Source organism: Micropruina sp. (assembly GCF_047606365.1).
In the GTDB taxonomy this organism is placed as follows: domain Bacteria; phylum Actinomycetota; class Actinomycetes; order Propionibacteriales; family Propionibacteriaceae; genus Micropruina.
The window spans coordinates 12,082-27,391 of the sequence record NZ_JASGEN010000157.1; the positions used below are offsets into that span (position 1 = coordinate 12,082).

General features: G+C 69.3%; 17 protein-coding genes. 11 read left to right on the forward strand and 6 right to left on the reverse strand.

Annotated elements, in window-relative coordinates:
- Nucleotides 1–51: 51 nt before the first annotated feature.
- Complete coding sequence (locus QM624_RS17885) at nt 52–1,800, forward strand: DEAD/DEAH box helicase (protein ID WP_415094323.1); 1,749 nt, start codon at nt 52–54, stop codon at nt 1,798–1,800.
- On the opposite strand, the gene QM624_RS17890 is transcribed toward QM624_RS17885, so the two are convergent.
- Entirely contained in the window at nt 1,787–2,791 is a 1,005-nt protein-coding gene (locus QM624_RS17890; protein ID WP_415094325.1) for an alpha/beta hydrolase, read from the reverse strand. The two genes, QM624_RS17885 and QM624_RS17890, sit on opposite strands and share 14 nt — an antisense overlap.
- A gap of 116 nt (nt 2,792–2,907) precedes the next feature.
- Here QM624_RS17890 and QM624_RS17895 point away from each other — a divergent pair, with 116 nt between their 5' ends.
- Complete coding sequence (locus QM624_RS17895; RefSeq protein ID WP_415094327.1) at nt 2,908–3,294, forward strand: PLDc N-terminal domain-containing protein; 387 nt, start codon at nt 2,908–2,910, stop codon at nt 3,292–3,294.
- 134 nt (nt 3,295–3,428) lie between these two features.
- Here the strand turns inward: QM624_RS17895 and QM624_RS17900 are convergent, their stop codons facing one another.
- Nucleotides 3,429–4,334 carry an RNA-binding domain-containing protein gene (locus QM624_RS17900; RefSeq protein ID WP_415094329.1) on the reverse strand — a complete coding sequence of 302 codons (906 nt, stop codon included), beginning with the start codon at nt 4,332–4,334 and terminating at the stop codon, nt 3,429–3,431.
- Between the two features lie 127 nt (nt 4,335–4,461).
- Here QM624_RS17900 and QM624_RS17905 point away from each other — a divergent pair, with 127 nt between their 5' ends.
- Entirely contained in the window at nt 4,462–5,121 is a 660-nt protein-coding gene (locus tag QM624_RS17905) for a DsbA family oxidoreductase (protein ID WP_415094331.1), read from the forward strand.
- Here the strand turns inward: QM624_RS17905 and QM624_RS17910 are convergent.
- Complete coding sequence (locus tag QM624_RS17910; protein ID WP_415094333.1) at nt 5,073–6,347, reverse strand: MFS transporter; 1,275 nt, start codon at nt 6,345–6,347, stop codon at nt 5,073–5,075. The two genes, QM624_RS17905 and QM624_RS17910, sit on opposite strands and share 49 nt — an antisense overlap.
- Before the next feature lie 104 nt (nt 6,348–6,451).
- Between QM624_RS17910 and QM624_RS17915 the strand changes: the two genes are divergently transcribed.
- The 6 genes from QM624_RS17915 (at nt 6,452) to QM624_RS17940 (ending at nt 11,456) form a co-directional block, all read left to right on the forward strand.
- On the forward strand, nt 6,452–7,033 hold the full coding sequence (locus QM624_RS17915; RefSeq protein WP_415094335.1) for a winged helix-turn-helix domain-containing protein: 582 nt from the start codon (nt 6,452–6,454) through the stop codon (nt 7,031–7,033).
- A 305-nt stretch (nt 7,034–7,338) separates the two neighbouring features.
- Nucleotides 7,339–8,544 (forward strand): RtcB family protein, encoded by a 1,206-nt coding sequence (locus QM624_RS17920; RefSeq protein WP_415094337.1) that lies wholly within the window; start codon nt 7,339–7,341, stop codon nt 8,542–8,544.
- Nucleotides 8,545–8,689: 145 nt separating this feature from the next.
- Nucleotides 8,690–9,142 (forward strand): HNH endonuclease, encoded by a 453-nt coding sequence (locus QM624_RS17925; protein ID WP_415094339.1) that lies wholly within the window; start codon nt 8,690–8,692, stop codon nt 9,140–9,142.
- An 89-nt stretch (nt 9,143–9,231) separates the two neighbouring features.
- A complete protein-coding gene (locus tag QM624_RS17930) occupies nt 9,232–10,626 on the forward strand; it encodes an LssY C-terminal domain-containing protein (protein WP_415094341.1) in 1,395 nt (464 codons plus the stop codon).
- Nucleotides 10,619–10,930, forward strand: a complete 312-nt coding sequence (locus QM624_RS17935) for a hypothetical protein (RefSeq protein WP_415094343.1) — start codon at nt 10,619–10,621, stop codon at nt 10,928–10,930. The genes QM624_RS17930 and QM624_RS17935 overlap by 8 nt, the downstream gene beginning before the upstream one ends.
- A 37-nt stretch (nt 10,931–10,967) precedes the next feature.
- Nucleotides 10,968–11,456, forward strand: a complete 489-nt coding sequence (locus QM624_RS17940) for a DUF3291 domain-containing protein (RefSeq protein ID WP_415094345.1) — start codon at nt 10,968–10,970, stop codon at nt 11,454–11,456.
- On the opposite strand, the gene QM624_RS17945 is transcribed toward QM624_RS17940, so the two are convergent.
- Complete coding sequence (locus QM624_RS17945) at nt 11,415–12,014, reverse strand: TetR/AcrR family transcriptional regulator (RefSeq protein ID WP_415094347.1); 600 nt, start codon at nt 12,012–12,014, stop codon at nt 11,415–11,417. The genes QM624_RS17940 and QM624_RS17945 overlap by 42 nt on opposite strands.
- A 74-nt stretch (nt 12,015–12,088) precedes the next feature.
- On the opposite strand from QM624_RS17945, the gene QM624_RS17950 reads away from it, so the two are divergent.
- A complete protein-coding gene (locus QM624_RS17950; protein ID WP_415094349.1) occupies nt 12,089–12,655 on the forward strand; it encodes a dihydrofolate reductase family protein in 567 nt (188 codons plus the stop codon).
- Between the two features lie 10 nt (nt 12,656–12,665).
- On the opposite strand, the gene QM624_RS17955 is transcribed toward QM624_RS17950, so the two are convergent.
- The gene (locus QM624_RS17955; RefSeq protein ID WP_415094351.1) at nt 12,666–13,166 is read right to left on the reverse strand and encodes a winged helix-turn-helix transcriptional regulator; all 501 of its coding nucleotides are present in this window, start codon (nt 13,164–13,166) and stop codon (nt 12,666–12,668) included.
- A 92-nt stretch (nt 13,167–13,258) separates the two neighbouring features.
- On the opposite strand from QM624_RS17955, the gene QM624_RS17960 reads away from it, so the two are divergent.
- Nucleotides 13,259–13,918, forward strand: a complete 660-nt coding sequence (locus tag QM624_RS17960; RefSeq protein WP_415094353.1) for a dihydrofolate reductase family protein — start codon at nt 13,259–13,261, stop codon at nt 13,916–13,918.
- 75 nt (nt 13,919–13,993) lie between these two features.
- On the opposite strand, the gene QM624_RS17965 is transcribed toward QM624_RS17960, so the two are convergent.
- Nucleotides 13,994–15,019 (reverse strand): zinc-dependent alcohol dehydrogenase family protein, encoded by a 1,026-nt coding sequence (locus QM624_RS17965; protein WP_415094355.1) that lies wholly within the window; start codon nt 15,017–15,019, stop codon nt 13,994–13,996.
- Nucleotides 15,020–15,310: the final 291 nt, after the last annotated feature.

The following is a 15,310-nucleotide window of genomic DNA, read 5'->3' on the forward strand; positions in this document are numbered from 1 at the left end:
AGGAGGGTGCCGAAAGCGGAGGTTCGGGGCCCGACCCACTACGGTCAGGGGGTGGCCACCACAGAATCAACCTCCGACGAGTCCGCACCCGACTTCACCGACCTCGGTCTCGACGACCGGCTGCTCCGCACGCTGCGCCAACTCGGCTACGAGAGCCCCACTCCGATCCAGGCCGCGACCATCCCGCTGCTGCTGAGCGGCAAGGACGTCGTCGGCCTGGCCCAGACCGGCACCGGCAAGACCGCCGCGTTCGCCCTGCCGGCCCTGCAACTGGTCGACCCCAAGCGCGGCCGGGCACCGCAGGCGCTGGTGCTGGCACCGACCCGCGAGCTGGCCGTCCAAGTCTGTGAGGCGTTCCAGGCCTACGCCGCCGGCATGCCGGGCATGCACGTGCTGCCGGTGTACGGCGGCCAGGGCTACGGCGTCCAGCTGAGCGCGCTCGCTCGCGGCGTCCAGGTCGTGGTCGGCACCCCGGGCCGGATCATGGACCACCTCGACAAGGGCACCCTGGACCTTTCCGAGCTGCGGCTGCTGGTGCTCGACGAGGCCGACGAGATGCTCAGCATGGGCTTCGCCGAGGATGTCGAGACCATCCTGTCCGCGGCGCCGGCCGAGAAGCAGGTGGCTCTGTTCTCGGCCACCATGCCGCCGGCGATCAGGCGGCTCTCCGGCACCTACCTGCGCGATCCCGAAGAGATCATCCTGCGCGGCCGCACCACCACCGCGACCAACGTCCGGCACCGGCACCTGATGGTCTCCTACCCGCAGAAGGTGGACGCCCTCACCCGCATCCTGGAGACCGAGAACTTCGAAGGCATGATCGTCTTCGTCCGCACCAAGAACGAGACCGAGACCCTGGCCGAGAAGCTGCAGGCGCGCGGCTTCTCGGCGTCCGCGATCAACGGCGACATGGCCCAGCCCCAGCGCGAGCGGACGATCGGCCAGCTCAAGTCGGGCAAGCTCGACATCCTGGTGGCCACCGACGTCGCCGCCCGCGGCCTGGACGTCGACCGGATCAGTCACGTGGTCAACTTCGACATTCCCACCGACACCGAGTCCTACGTGCACCGCATCGGACGGACCGGACGCGCCGGGCGCAGCGGCGAAGCCATCTCGTTCGTCACGCCGCGGGAACGACATCTGCTCTCCAGCATCCAGCGGGCCACCGGGCAGACCCTGGAACCGATGCCGATCCCCAGCGCCGACGACGTCAACGCCACCCGGCTGAGCCGATTCGACGACGCGATCACCGCCGCACTCGGTTCGGAGCGGTTGGACCTGTTCCGGCAGGTGGTGGCGCACTACGTCAACGAGTACGACGTCCCCGAACTGGACGTCGCCGCCGCGCTCGCGTTGCAGGCGCAAGGTGAGTCGCCGCTGCTGCTGGAGCCCGATCCCGAGGTACGGCCCGAGCGCCGGCCCCGGGAGTTCGCCGAGGGCGGCCCGCGTCCGCGTCGTGAAGGCCCGCCGCTGGCGAACTACCGGATCGCGGTCGGCAAGCGGCAGCGGATCACCCCGCGGCACATCGTGGGCGCGCTGGCCAACGAGGGCGGCCTGCGGCGTTCCGATTTCGGGCACATCGACATTCGCGCCGACCATTCGTTGGTCGAACTGCCGGCGTCGCTGCCCCGCGAGACCTGGGAGGCGCTGCGCGACACCCGGATCTCGGGCAAGCTGATCGAGTTGGCGGCGGCGTCCCCGCGTTCACGCGACCGGGATCGTGATTCCGGTTGGAAGCCCCGTAAGGGCCAGGGCAAAGGCAAGGGCGAGAAGAAGTTCCGCAGGTTCAACCAGGGGTGACCAGGGGCGGCACCAGCACGCCGCCCGCCGTGGGTTCACCCACACCCAGCCCCGCCAGCAGCAGCGCGACCACCTGATCGGTGCTGCCGCCGGCCGGTGACCACGGATCGACGAAGTCATGCGTCCAATGCAGCTCCGGGTCGATGGTGGCACGACCCAGGTAGTCCGCCGCGGCACCGAAGACCCGGTTGGTGAAGGCGACCGCGGCGTCCTGCCGGACGGCGAGATCGCCGGCGTTGGTGACCAGCACCACCCGCTCGAGCTGGTGGCCGACGGGCACCGAGCCGTCGAACAGCGATTCCGACAGGTGCAGGAACGGCATCACACCCGGCAGCGGAAACCCGGGATAGGCGTAGGGGCTGTTGTTCGGCATCGCGTCCTTGACCCGCGGATCCCACCACATGTAGTAGCTCGGCACGATCCGCGGGAACTTCACACACAACCGCACCGCGGGCATCGGGAAGCCCTTCGGTGCCACCAGCGGGGCCGCCAGCAGCGCCCGGCTCACCTCGGGCCGGGTCGCCGCCGCCCAGGCAGCCATGATGCCGCCGGCCGACAGGCCCACCACCCACACCTCATCGCCCAGCCCGGCGGCGATGTCGATGCAGGTGTCGACGTGGGCGACGAGCTCGGCCTCGGTGAGGCTCGCCAGCTCGCGGTTCAGCAGATCGGGCAGGCCGTGGTGGGGCATCCGGGGCAGCAGGACGCGGTAGCCCGCGTCGCGCAGCCGTTCAGCCGCCGCGATGAACTGGGAGGGCGCATTGGTGAATCCGTGCCAAATGACGACGGTGACCGGCGCTTCGACGCTCGGTTCGAGCAGCCGGGTGTGTGTCGCCTGAGGAAGACCCGCGTCGAGCCCGGTCAGCTCGGCCAGCCGCGCCAGTGCCGTCGGCCTATCGGCGGCGGGATCGACCATGGACGCCGTGGGCGCGGTCACCGAGAGGCGCCGGCGATACCAGGACGCACGCACACGCTTGTGCTGAGCCGCCATCTCGCACTCCATTCCACGCCGCTTTTCCGCATGATTCGACCACGTTCTACCATGCCCCCTGGCTAGGCTGTCCAGCGTGTTCGCCAACCTCGGCGAACCCCGTCGAAAGATACGAAATGCCTGAATTCTGGTCGAACCTGGGCAGCATCGTCTGGTACGTGCTGACCCTTATCATCTTCATCTCCTACCTGTTCGCACTGTTCTCGATCATCGGCGACGTGCTGCGCGACCGGTCATTGAGCGGCGGCCTCAAAGCCGTCTGGATCATCTGCCTGATCTTCTTCCCGCTGCTCACCGCGCTGATCTACCTGATCGTCCGGGGTGGCGGAATGGCCGAGCGGGCCGCCGCTCAGGCCCAGCAGAACAAGGCGGCTGCCGACGAGTACATCCGCTCGGTGGCCGGCAGCCCGTCCGACGAGATCGCCCGGGCCAAGGCGCTGCTCGACGCCGGCACGATCAACCAGGGCGAATACGACCGGCTGAAGGCCAAGGCGCTCAGCTGACCTTCTGCTGATCACGCCGGGCCCCGTCCGATTCGCTCGGACGGGGCCGACGCATGTGGGGGGACGGTTCTCTCGCGTGCGATTTTCGAACGCGAAAGAACCGTCCCCCAATGTGCGAGGTCGCAGTGCGCGGGTCAGCGCTCCTCGGAGAATCGGACGGCGGCCCGGAATTGCGCTGCGATCGTCGAGCCCAGGTTCAACGGCCAGCGGTGCATCACATATTCGGTGGCTTCGTCGACGCCGAGTTGGCGGGTCGAATTCCCCGTGCGCACCCACAATTCGGGCGCGGCGTTGCGACCGGGACGCAGATAGACCGGACGCGGTGACGGGCGGCAGCCGAGCCGGCACGCCAGCAGGCCATCACCGGTGCCGCTCTCGGCGGTCGGATCCTCGGCGGTCGGATCCTCGGCGGACGGCAGTGTGGCGAAGTCGACCTCGACCAGGGCCGCCGCGTTCTGGCCCAGGCTGACGGTCAGATGGTCGCGCAGCCACAGTTCGAAGCGGTCGGCGTCCGGGGCTTTCAGGGTGGCGAAGTCGGCGTCGAGCCCGAGCGGCTTGCCGAGGTCGTCCACACCGATCACCAACGTGCCGCCGTCGGCGTTGAGGAAGGCACACACGGTCTTGGCGACGACCAACTCCATCCGGTCGTCACGCTTGCCGGTGTGCAGGTTGACCCGGGCGGTCGACTTGAACTCGACCCGCGACGACTCCCCCGACCGGACCAGTTCGGCCAGGCCCTCGCGCTCGACCCGCTGGAAATGCGCGGCGACCGCGGCATAGCCGGCGATGCCGGCCACCGACACGCCGAGCGCCACGGCGATCGTCAGCGGCCCCCACAACGGAGAGTTCGGCAGCACGGCACCGATCAGCAGCAGACCGATGCCGGTGCCGAGCATCGAGATCACGATCGAGGTGGACCGACCGAGGCGCGCCCGTCCGCGCAACAGCCAGTGCGCGACCGCGCTGAACAGCCACGCCAGCACGACGCTCAGCACCAGTGCGATGCCGACCACCCAGACCGGCACCTGCTCCTGAATCACCGCCCACCCCCTCGCTTCTCCGTCCTCGCCGAACGTTACTGGCCGGGAATGAAATGTTCCGGCCGATCGGTGGGTTGTGCCCAGTGGGAGAACGGCCAACGGGTCGACGGCACAACGAAGGGGCGGCATGACAGGCCAGAACGAACCGGTGATCATCGAGTTGTGGAGCGATCTGGGCTGCCCGTGGTGCTACCTCGGCAAGCACCGGCTGGAGACCGCGATCGCGCAACGGCCGGACGCCGATCGCTTCGAGGTGCGGCTGCGCGCCTACGAACTCGATCCGCACGCGACCGGCGAACCGGAGCCGATCCTCGACCATCTCGCCCGAAAGTACGGCGGGGCACCGCCGCAGGTGCAGGCCATGGAAGCCCGAGTGCAGGCACTGGCCGCCGCCGACGGACTGCCCTACTCCACCGACCGGGACACCGCCAACACCTTCGACGTGCACCGGTTGCAGCACTACGCCGCCGAACAGGGCCTGGGCACCGCGCTGTTCGCCGCCGTCCAGGACGGCTATTTCGCCGGCACCTTGAATCCGTTCGACACCGAGCAGTTGGTGGCGACGGCGGTGGCGCTCGGGCTGGACGCCGACGGCGTCCGGGCGGTGCTGGACGGTGACGCCCACGCCGACGCCGTCCGGGCCGACGAGGACGAGGGCCGCGCGCTGGGCGCCACCGGCGTCCCGTTCACCGTGTACGGACGACGCTTCGCCACCGCCGGCGCGCAGAGCGTCGAGGGCTACGCCGAGGTGCTGACCCGGACGGTGGAGGTCTCCCCCGCCGGCTGAACGGACGCCGTCCGCAGCGACACCGTCAGGTAGCCGCCGGCCACCAGGAACAGCCCCACCGAGGCATAGAAGGTGACGGCCAGGCCGAACCGCTCGGCGATCAGGCCACCCAACACCGCGCCGAGCGGCATCAGGCCGTAGGCGAGCGTGCGGCCGGCGCCACCGACCCGTCCGAGCAGTGCGCCCGGCACCAGCCGCTGGCGCAGCGACTGGGTGAGAACATTCCCGGCGGTGTTGGTGAGTCCGACCAGGGCGAAGGCGGCCGCGACCACCCAGCCGTTGGGCCACAGCACCGGCACCAGCATCAGCAGCCCGTCGGCCAGCAGCATGGCGATGATGGTGCGGGTCTCGCCGAACCGCCGTTGCAGCCGGTCGGCGAGCAGTGAGCCGGCCACCGCACCCAGCGCCAGTCCGAGCGTCAGCAGCGGATACTGCGCCGCGGTCAGCCCCATCGCCGAGCCCGGGCCGACCGCCCACAGCACGAAGACCGCGAAGTAGCCGGTGCTGGCCAGATTCATCACGCTCGAGGTGATCACCAGCGGCCGGATTACCGGGTGCCGCACCAGGAAGACCAGGCCCTCGCGCACGTCCGCGAGTGGCCGGGACGACCCCGACCGGCCGGACGGGCGGAAACGTCCCCGCAAGCCGACGACGAGGACCAGCGCCGCCAGGGCCGCCAACGCCGCCGAGGCGCCGAAGCCGACACCGGCACCCAGCACGATCAGCACGCCTGCCAGCGGCGAGCCGAGAAAGGCGTTCGCCACCTGCTGGACGCCGAGCACGCGTCCGTTCGCCGCGGGTAGCCGGTCGGCGGGTACCAGGTCGGGCAGGATCGAGTTGGCGCCGAGGTCGGCGAAGACCTCGGTCACCCCGTAGAGCAGTACGGCGGCGAGCAGCAGCGGCATGGTGAGCCGTCCGGACAGGCTGAGGAATGCCGTCGCGGCCAGCACACCCGCCCGGAGCGCCAGCGCCACCACCTGGGCCCTTCGCCGATCGACCCGATCGATCACCACCCCGGCGGCCAGTCCGAACAGCAGCCACGGCGCCCACGTCGCCGCGGTCAGCAGCGAGATCTGGGCCGGCGAGGCGGTCAGTGTGAGCGCCACCAGGGGCGCCAGCATGCCCAGGATGCCGTCGCCCAGATTCGCCAGGCCGGTGGAGGCCAGTTGCGCCCGGAAGCCGGCTCCCAGCCCCGAGGTGCGACGCCCCGCTTCGTGCTCAGCCATCGTTCGATCTCCCTCTACTACGATGACAACCGATGCAGAGGTAACTCTGCAAAGGATTCTATGCAAAGGTATCTCTGCATATGTCAGAAGGCAAGGACTCCGCCGTGTCCGAGGACCGCATCCTCGGCTCCGAGGCGCTCAAGGCATTCGCCCACCCGCTGCGGATGAGCCTGTACGCCGAACTGCAGCGACGCGGCCCGGCCACGGCCAGCCAGCTGGCCCGCGCGCTCGGCGAGAGCAGCGGACAGACCAGCTACCACCTGCGCCAACTTGAGCGGCACGGCTTCGTCGAGGACGACCCGGGCCACGCCGGTGGCCGGGAGCGGTGGTGGCGTCCGGTCGGGTTCCGGTTGACCGATCCGGAACTGCTGCACGACCCCGCCACCGAACCGATGGTGGGTGCCGTGATCGGCCAGGTGATCGCCGAACGAACCGCCATGCTGACGTCCTGGCTGGAGCACCTCGACGGCCAGATCGGGGACGGCATGGGCCAGTTGTCCACCTCGACGATGGAGCTGACCACCGCAGAAGCCGAGGCGCTCACCACCGAACTGCTGGAGCTGATCGAGCGCCATTCGACTGCTGCCAAGAAGCGTGAGCGGCCCTCGGACGCCCGCCGCTACCGGGTTTATCTGGACGTCATTCCACTCACCGTGGATTTGCGCGAGGACGATAGTCCCCGATAGCCTGTAAGGCTGGCCTCACGACGAGAGGGACTCACATGTTCGGCCTGGACAAAGCGATCAAGCGACTGCAGCGTGCGCTGCCGATCGCCGGATCGTGGCATGCCTATGGCCGCCGCGATTTCGGTTTCGAAGGTAGCCGGCCAGGCAGAAGTGGGCCCCCGATCTGACCGCGGAGAAAGTTTGCTCCGCGCGTCCGGATCGGACGTCAAGCCGCCCACTCGCCTGCCGGGTCGGGCGGCTTTTTCGTGCCCTCCCACGACCATCTTTGAGATCAGAAGATCTCCGAATCAGAAAGTAGAAATGCCATGAACGAGTTCCCCGTCGCGTTGCCCGGCGCGGCGAACGACAACACCTTGATGTGGGCACATCCGCACGACATCGAGCCGGCCGCGCTCGACCAGTTGCGGAATATCTCGCGGCTGCCGTGGGTGGACCGCGTGCGGGTGATGCCGGACGTGCACCTCGGCAAGGGTGCGACGGTCGGTTCGGTGATCGCGATGCGGGACGCCGTCAGCCCCAGCGCGGTCGGCGTCGACATCGGCTGCGGCATGGCCGCCGTCCGGACCAGCCTAACGCTCGCCGATCTGCCCGACGACCTGCACGGGTTGCGGCTGGCGATCGAGGGTGCCGTTCCGGTCGGCTACCGCGGCAACGACGGTGAGGCCGCCGTGCTGCGCGGCGACGTCCGGCTGCGGGGTCGGTTCGACGCCCTGTTCGGCCGGTTCGACGACCTGCGGGCGCCGCGGATCGCCGACCGGCTGTCCCGGGCCTTGTCGCAGTGCGGTTCGTTGGGTGGCGGCAACCACTTCATCGAGCTGTGCGCAGCCGAAGGTGACGAGCGGCTGTGGCTGACGCTGCACTCGGGCAGCCGGAACATCGGCAAGGAGCTGGCCGAGCGGCACATCGCGGCCGCGAAGACCCTGGAGCACAACCTGGGCCTGCCCGATCGCGATCTGGCCGTGTTCCTGGCCGGGACGTCCGAGATGGACGCCTACCTGAACGACCTGTGGTGGGCACAGGACTACGCGATGTTGTCGCGGACCCTGATGCTGGCCACCGTGCAGGGGGTCTTCGCACGCTGGCATGCGGGTGCGGTCTCCTTCGACGAGCCGATTCTGTGCCACCACAACTACGTGGCGCGGGAGAGCTACGACGATGTCGAGCTGATCGTGACCCGGAAGGGCGCGATCCGGGCGGCCCGGGGTGACCTGGGCCTGATCCCGGGCTCGATGGGCACCGGCAGCTACGTCGTCCGGGGCCTCGGCAACGAGGCGTCGCTGAACTCGGCCAGCCACGGTGCCGGACGCCGGATGTCCCGGACCCGGGCGAAGCGGACGTTCAGCACCGACGACCTGGCAGCGCAGACCGCCGGTGTCGAGTGCCGCAAGGACGCCGGGGTGGTCGACGAGATCCCCGGTGCCTACAAGGACATCGACCAGGTGATCGCCGCCCAAGTGGACCTGGTCGAGGTCGTCGCCCGGCTGCAGACGCTGCTCTGCGTGAAGGGCTGAGTGGTACGCGGGGACGGTTCTTTTCGTTCCGTTCTGGGTCCGTTTCGGCGGAAATGGAACGGAAAGAACCGTCCCTCCGTACCGAAACTGGAACGAAAAGAACCGTCCCTCCGTGCCGGAACGAACACAGAAAGGAGGCTGAAGGATGGATCGGGTCATCGTGCTCAACGCCGATGCGCACCAGGTGCTGCATCAGGTGTCGCTGCGGCATGCCGTGGCGATGCTCTACCGCGACGTGGCGCGGGTGCACCAGTCGGTGCCGGGTCGTACCTTCGGCCCCTACCCGCAGCCGCACTCGCTGGTGCTGGTCAGCTACGTCTACACGCGCTGGCTGTACGAGCATTCCGGACGGCTGCCGTGCAGCCTGGCCAACGTGCTGCGCCGGGACGGCCACGCCTGCGCCTACTGCGGGCGTGAGGCGTCCACCCGCGACCACATCGTGCCGCGCAGTCGCGGTGGTCCGACGTCGTGGCTGAACCTGGTGGCGGCCTGTGCCGCGTGCAACGGCTACAAGCGCGACCGGACGCCGGAACAGGCCGGCATGCGGCTGCGGGTGCAGCCGTTCGTGCCGACCGCCGCCGACCTGCGGCCACGCTGAGATCGGCCCGCTCGCTTCGCCGGGCGGGCCGATCCGCCGCACCGCAGTCGGCTAGCCTCGGTCACGGCACGGGCGAATGAAGGGACGGCATGCCGCGCAAGGACGACGAAACCAAGGCCGGGATCGCCGCCGGCCTGGATCGCGCGCTGTTCACCGCCGGCGGCGTGGTCTCGCTGTGGTTGGCGTATCTCACCTTGCAGGAAGGCATTCAGCCGGGCTGGCCGATGCTGCTGGTGGTGGTGTTCTGGGCGATGGTCACCTACCTGGTACTCCCCCGCATTCACCGCATCCTGACCCGGATCTATGTTCCCGACTACTTCATCGGCCGCACCCGGACCGCCGACGGCCTGCTCGGTGACCCGGTCAACCTGGCGATGCTGGGCGGGGCCGAGCACATCCACGCGGCGATGCGCGCAGCCGGCTGGAGCCTCGCCGACGAACTGTCCTTCCGCACCGGCTGGCGGATCGTGATGTCGTCGCTGACCCGGCGCACCTACCGCACGGCGCCGGTGAGTCCCCTCTTCTTGTTCCAGCGCCGGCAGGATTTCGCCTACCAGCAGGAGGTGGCCGGCAATCCCAACCAGCGCCACCACGTCCGGTTCTGGCGCTGTCCCGACGACTGGCTGCTGCCCGGCGGTACCCGGGTCGACTGGGTCGCCGCCGGCACCTACGACCGCAGCGTCGGGCTGTCGCTGTTCACCTTCCAGATCACCCACAAGATCGCCGAGGACGTCGATGTCGAGCGCGATCACATCGTGGAGAGCCTGCGGCTGGTCGATCCGGCGGTGCGGCTGCGGGTGATCGAGGGATTCGGTGCCGGCTATCACTCCCGCAACGGCGGCGGTGACCTGATCCGCACCGACGGCGACCTGCCGATCGTCGATCTCAGCGGTCTGGCCTTCGCCCAGGCCGGCACCCCGGCACTACCGCCGACGCCGCGTGCCACGCCGCCGCTCCAGGTGCTGTTCGCGCTCGGGGTCACCGCGATCCGCGGCCTGGTCTACCTGCTGCTGGCCTGCTTCGCGTTCTGGGGAGCAAGCCCGGCGCTGGTGGCGGAGGTCGACGCCGAACTTGCCCCGCTGCTCCCGATCGTCGGCTTCGGCCTGGCCGGGCTGGCGGTGGTCGACCTCGGCCTCGGCGCCTTCCTGTTCACCCGGCACAACTGGGCCCGGATGACCCTGTGCTGCCTCAGCCTGGCCAACGCCGCGGTCGTCTTCGCGAGCCGCACCATGACCAACGACCACGGCCGGTTGGGCGGCGACCTCGCCGGGCTCGGCCTGAGCGTTCTGGTACTGCTGGCCCTTTCCAGCGAAGCCGCGCGGGAGTACACCCATCCCCGTCCACGCCCCGGGTTCAGTCGGCGGTCGGCTCGGCCCCGGCAACTCGGACGCGCCCGCGACGATCAGTACGGTGAGCCGGGTGAGCCTCCAACCACACCGGCCGACGCCGAACAGGCTGTCCTTCGACGACGGCGCGATGGCTGATGAGGCGCCGACCTCGAGTGAAACCGAACGTCGCAGCCTCGACCTGGTCCAGCGGATGGTGGTGTCGTTCCTGCTCGGTGGGGTGATCGCCATGGTCGCCTCGGTGCTGGCTCTCTTCGTGGTGACCCGAGCCCAGTACGAACTGCCCTACGACTCGGTCATCGGACTGTGGGTCATGTGCGGGGTGCTCGGTGTGGTGGGCGCGGCGACGGTGCTGATCCTGAACCGTCGGCGGCCCTATCATCCGCTGGTGATCCTCGGCCTGGCGCCGATGGCCGTCGCCGGGTACTGGCTCTTCAGCTGACCTCGACCGTCGCCGCCGGTCGTAGGCTGGCCAGGGAATGACGGACGAACTCCTCGCGGTGGTGACGGCGGCGGCCCTGCGCCATCCGCTCGACGACCCGCGGCTGGCGGGCTTCCTCGACGCGGTCGACCCGGTCAACCGGCTCGCCGAGGCGTCGCCCGGCTTCGTCTGGCGACACCGGGGACCGGTGGGTCATGCCGATCTGCTGGACGCCTTCGGCCGGCCGGACGTGCTGCTCAACCTGTCGCTGTGGCAGGACTATCCGTCCCTGCACGCCTTCACCTACCGCGGCCTGCACGGCCGCTATCTGAGCGCACGCGAACGCTGGTTCGTTCCTCTTCCTGGCATCACCACCGCGCTGTGGTGGGTGCCGCATGACCAGCGGCCCGACCCGGCCACCGCGCTCGCCCGGCTGCTGTACCTGCGCCGGCACGGTCCGTCGGCTCGGGCGTTCACCGTGTTGCGGCGCTGGCGTCCGGACGGTTCACCCGAGCCCGCCGCCCGCCGTCGGCTCCCTCGCCGCTAGCAGTCGCTCGACCAGCACCTCGACCGCATCATCGGCGGCGACCTGTTCGTCGATCGGAACGGTGAGCTGGTCGAGAATCAGGCCGTCGAGGGCGTAGTGGAACAGCACGATGTCCCAGCGGCTGCCGGGGAGGCCGGCGTCCTCGGTGAATGCCACGTCGGCGTCCAGGCCGCCGCGCAGCCAGCCGCCCAGCACCTCGGCCACCGACGGACGCCGGGCGGCGTCCAGCCTGAGCTCGAACAGCGCCAGGGTGGCATCGCGATCAGCGGTCAGCCGGTGGACGATGTCCTTGAGGTAGGTGGCGAACAGGTCGCGTCCGGGCGGACGCCGGGCCAGTTCGGCATGCACCGCCGGATCGGGGGCGAGCCGCTCGCCGATCCGGGCCAGGATCGCGTCGATGATGTCGTCACGCGAGCTGAAGTAGTTCGACGCCGTGCCCCGCGGCACCTCGGCTTCGGTGTCGACCGCCCGGTGAGTCAGTCCGCGCGAACCCTGCCGAGCGAGCACCCGCAACGCCGCATCGGCCAGCTGAACGCGTCGTTCGGGATTCCGTGCCACGCCGTCACTATAGACAACCACGACTGGTGTCGTGGTAACGTGAACCACGACACCAGTAGTGAAAGGACGACCCCATGCGTGAACTGATCTACTACGTGGCGGTGTCCGTGGACGGGTTCATCGCGGCACCCGACGGCGGCTTCGACGCATTCCTGGCCGAGGGTGACCACATGCAGGTGCTGCTCGATGAGTACGGCGACGCTGTCCCGGCGCACATTCTGCAGGCGGTGGGCAAGCAGCCGCCGCGCACCCGCTTCGACACCGTGATCCAGGGCTGGAACAGCTACGACATCGCCTATTCGGTCGACATCGAACGACCGTATGCGCATCTGCGCGAGTATGTGGCAACCCGTAGCGACCGCACGCCCGTCGAGGGGGTGACGTTCACCGCCGATCCGCTCGCCACGGTGCGCGAACTGAAGCAGGAGGACGGCCTCGGCATCTACCTGTGCGGTGGCGGCGAACTCGCCGGCACGCTGCTGCCCGAGATCGATCGACTCGTCCTCAAGCGCAATCCGGTGGCCTTCGGCGCCGGAATTCCATTATTCGGTTCAGTTGGTCTGGCCATCAACAGGTTCCAACTCGTCGACGTCCGCCGGTTCGAGTCCGGCGTGGTGATCGAGGAATACGAACGCCCCTAGTGGTTCCGCGTCACGCCGAACCGTCGGCCATCGCCTGCTCGTAGGCGAGCCGCAACTGCTCACTCGGGCGCGGTTCGGCGCCGTCGGGCATCGGAATGCCCAGATGGTGCTCGCGCAGCTCATCCATCATCCGTTCGATGAATGCCGGGCCGGCGTCGCGCATCAGTTCGGCCCGGACGCGCAGCCGGCGGGTCCCCTCACGATGAGCCAGGCCCCAGTTGCCGAGCGCGACCATCACCGGCAGTACCTGAATGCCCGCTTCGGTCAGCGAATAGCGTGCCCGCTGGCCGCGGCCGGCCTCCGCCCGGGTGAGCAGGCCGGCGGCGGTGAGTTGCTTCAGCCGGCTGCTCAGAATGTTGCTCGCGATGCCCTCTTCGGAGCCGGCGAGCAGTTCGCGGAAGTAGCGGCGGTCGCCGAACATGATGTCGCGCAGCACCAGCATCGCCCAGGGATCGCCGAGCACCTCGACGGCGGCGTTGATCGCGCACCCGGAGCGCGGCGTCTGCTGCATGACCTTCCTTCCAGTAACTGATTGCAACCTACCATCACCCGGGCGTAGCATCGACTCAACTGATTGCAGATCACAACCAGAATGGATCGATCATGTCCGAGCTACGTGTTCACAACTTCGCGATCTCCCTCGATGGCTTCGGCACCGGTGCGGGCTTGACCCGCGACGAGCCCTTCGGCCACGCCGGCGAACGCCTGCACGAATGGATGTTCGCCACCGACTGGTGGCAGACCGGCGGCAGCAGGGGCATCGACGACGTCTTCGCTCGGCAACACGGACCCGGCATCGGCGCCGAGATCATGGGTGCCGGAAAATACGGCTACCCGGGCTGGCACGAGGATCCCGACTGGACGGGCTGGTGGGGCGCCAACCCGCCGTTCCACACCCCGGTGTTCGTGCTCACTCACCAGCCGCGGCCTTCGATCGAGCTGGAGGGCGGCACCAGCTTCCACTTCCTGGACGCCTCACCGGCGGAGGCGCTCGCGGCCGCCAAGCAGGCCGCGAACGGTCAGGACGTCCGGCTCGGCGGTGGTGCGGAGACCATTCGCGAGTTCCTCGCTGCCGGCCTGGTGGACTACCTGCATGTCGTGGTTGTTCCGATCCTGCTCGGCCGCGGCTCACGGCTCTGGGATGGGCTCGAGGGCATGGAGCAGGACTACCGGATTGAGGCGGTGTCCTCACCGGCGGGGGTGACGCACCTGACCTTCACCAGGGTCTCGACAAGCTCGACCAACGGCACCAACGGTGGTTGAGCTTGTCGAAACCGAACCAGTCTGAGGTCTCGACAAGCTCAACCAACGGCGGTTGGCAAGCTCGACCGACGGTGGTCAGACCGTGGCCACGGTGATGCCGGCGGAAGGCGCGGGGGCGTCCATCGCCATCAGTTCGGCACCGGCCTGGTCGAGGTCGACCACCCGTCCGACGAGGCGTCCGGGATTGACGGTGCCGTCGGCGATGAGCTGCAGCATCGCCGGGTAGTCCGCGGCAGCCATGCCGTGACTGCCCGCCACGACCAGTTCGCGGGCGACGACCAGGCCCCAGGGCAACGGCGCGGACGCCTGCTCGCCGAGCATCAGTCCGACCTGAACGTGCCGGCCGCGCGGGCGCAGGCTGCGCAGCGCCGCATCGACCACCTGGCCGGAGCCCAGGGCGTCCATGGTCACGTGCGCTCCCCCGCCGGTCAGGTCGCGCACCGCGTCCGGGTCGGCGGTGGCGAGGGTGACCTCCGCGCCCAACGCAGTCGCGCGCTCGCGGGCTGCCGGCGACGGATCGACGGCGATCACCCGGGCTCCGAGCGCCTCACCGAGCAGCACGGCGGACAGTCCGACCCCTCCGCAACCGACGACCAGCAACCACTCCCCTGCCGCCAATCGGCTCTGGGCGGTGAGGGCGTGGTAGGCGGTGGCGAACCGGCAGCCCAGCCCGGCGGCGGTCACGAAATCGACCGTTTCCGGTAGTGGGACGAGATTGAAGTCCGCCGCCCGGACGGCAACCAGCTCGGCGAACGAGCCGGGATGGGTGAAGCCGGGCTGGGTCTGATCCGGGCAGACCTGCGCCTGGCCGGCCTCGCACCACGCGCACCGGCCGCACCCGTTGACGAACGGCGCGGTCACCCGGTCGCCGACGCTGAAGCCGCGCACCCCTGGACCGGCCGCGGCGACCACACCGGCGAACTCGTGGCCGGGAATGTTCGGCAGCGGTACGGGATCGTGGCCGCGCCAGGCGTGCCAGTCGGAGCGGCACACCCCGGTGGCCCGGACGGCCACCAGGACGCCGTCGTCCGGACATTCGGGCTCGGGGACGTCGGTCAGCCTGGGCTCGGCACCGACCTCGGCATAGACGATTGCGCGCACCGCAGCGTTCTACCAGATCACCTCCCCTCGCTCACGCCCAGTTCGTCACGTCATCCCGGGCTCCGACCCGGGATCCCCGGCGGGAGAGATCCCGGAGCAAGTCCGGGATGACGATGGGCGCGCCGCAGCCGGGACATTATTGATCAGCGCTTCCCCAAGAGATCCCGCAGGTAGGGCTGTCGAGTTGGGCGTCGTTCCAGTGCGTGCATGAGTGCCGCCGACGAGGGAGTCGTGGCGGAGCCACGACGACCGAGGAGAAGGTGCTCAGGTGCGTGCTGGGGCGGCGGCCAA

What these genes read in the sequence shown, in the direction of transcription:
- QM624_RS17910 (WP_415094333.1), bottom strand. Translation starts at nt 6,347, where the DNA reads ATGGCTGAGCACGAAGCGGGGCGTCGCACCTCGGGGCTGGGAGCCGGC.
- QM624_RS17890 (WP_415094325.1), bottom strand. Translation starts at nt 2,791, where the DNA reads ATGGCGGCTCAGCACAAGCGTGTGCGTGCGTCCTGGTATCGCCGGCGC.
- QM624_RS17955 (WP_415094351.1), bottom strand. Translation starts at nt 13,166, where the DNA reads ATGCAGCAGACGCCGCGCTCCGGGTGCGCGATCAACGCCGCCGTCGAG.
- QM624_RS17920 (WP_415094337.1), top strand. Translation starts at nt 7,339, where the DNA reads ATGAACGAGTTCCCCGTCGCGTTGCCCGGCGCGGCGAACGACAACACC.
- QM624_RS17940 (WP_415094345.1), top strand. Translation starts at nt 10,968, where the DNA reads ATGACGGACGAACTCCTCGCGGTGGTGACGGCGGCGGCCCTGCGCCAT.
- QM624_RS17950 (WP_415094349.1), top strand. Translation starts at nt 12,089, where the DNA reads ATGCGTGAACTGATCTACTACGTGGCGGTGTCCGTGGACGGGTTCATC.
- QM624_RS17930 (WP_415094341.1), top strand. Translation starts at nt 9,232, where the DNA reads ATGCCGCGCAAGGACGACGAAACCAAGGCCGGGATCGCCGCCGGCCTG.
- QM624_RS17905 (WP_415094331.1), top strand. Translation starts at nt 4,462, where the DNA reads ATGACAGGCCAGAACGAACCGGTGATCATCGAGTTGTGGAGCGATCTG.
- QM624_RS17935 (WP_415094343.1), top strand. Translation starts at nt 10,619, where the DNA reads ATGGCTGATGAGGCGCCGACCTCGAGTGAAACCGAACGTCGCAGCCTC.
- QM624_RS17925 (WP_415094339.1), top strand. Translation starts at nt 8,690, where the DNA reads ATGGATCGGGTCATCGTGCTCAACGCCGATGCGCACCAGGTGCTGCAT.
- QM624_RS17960 (WP_415094353.1), top strand. Translation starts at nt 13,259, where the DNA reads ATGTCCGAGCTACGTGTTCACAACTTCGCGATCTCCCTCGATGGCTTC.
- QM624_RS17895 (WP_415094327.1), top strand. Translation starts at nt 2,908, where the DNA reads ATGCCTGAATTCTGGTCGAACCTGGGCAGCATCGTCTGGTACGTGCTG.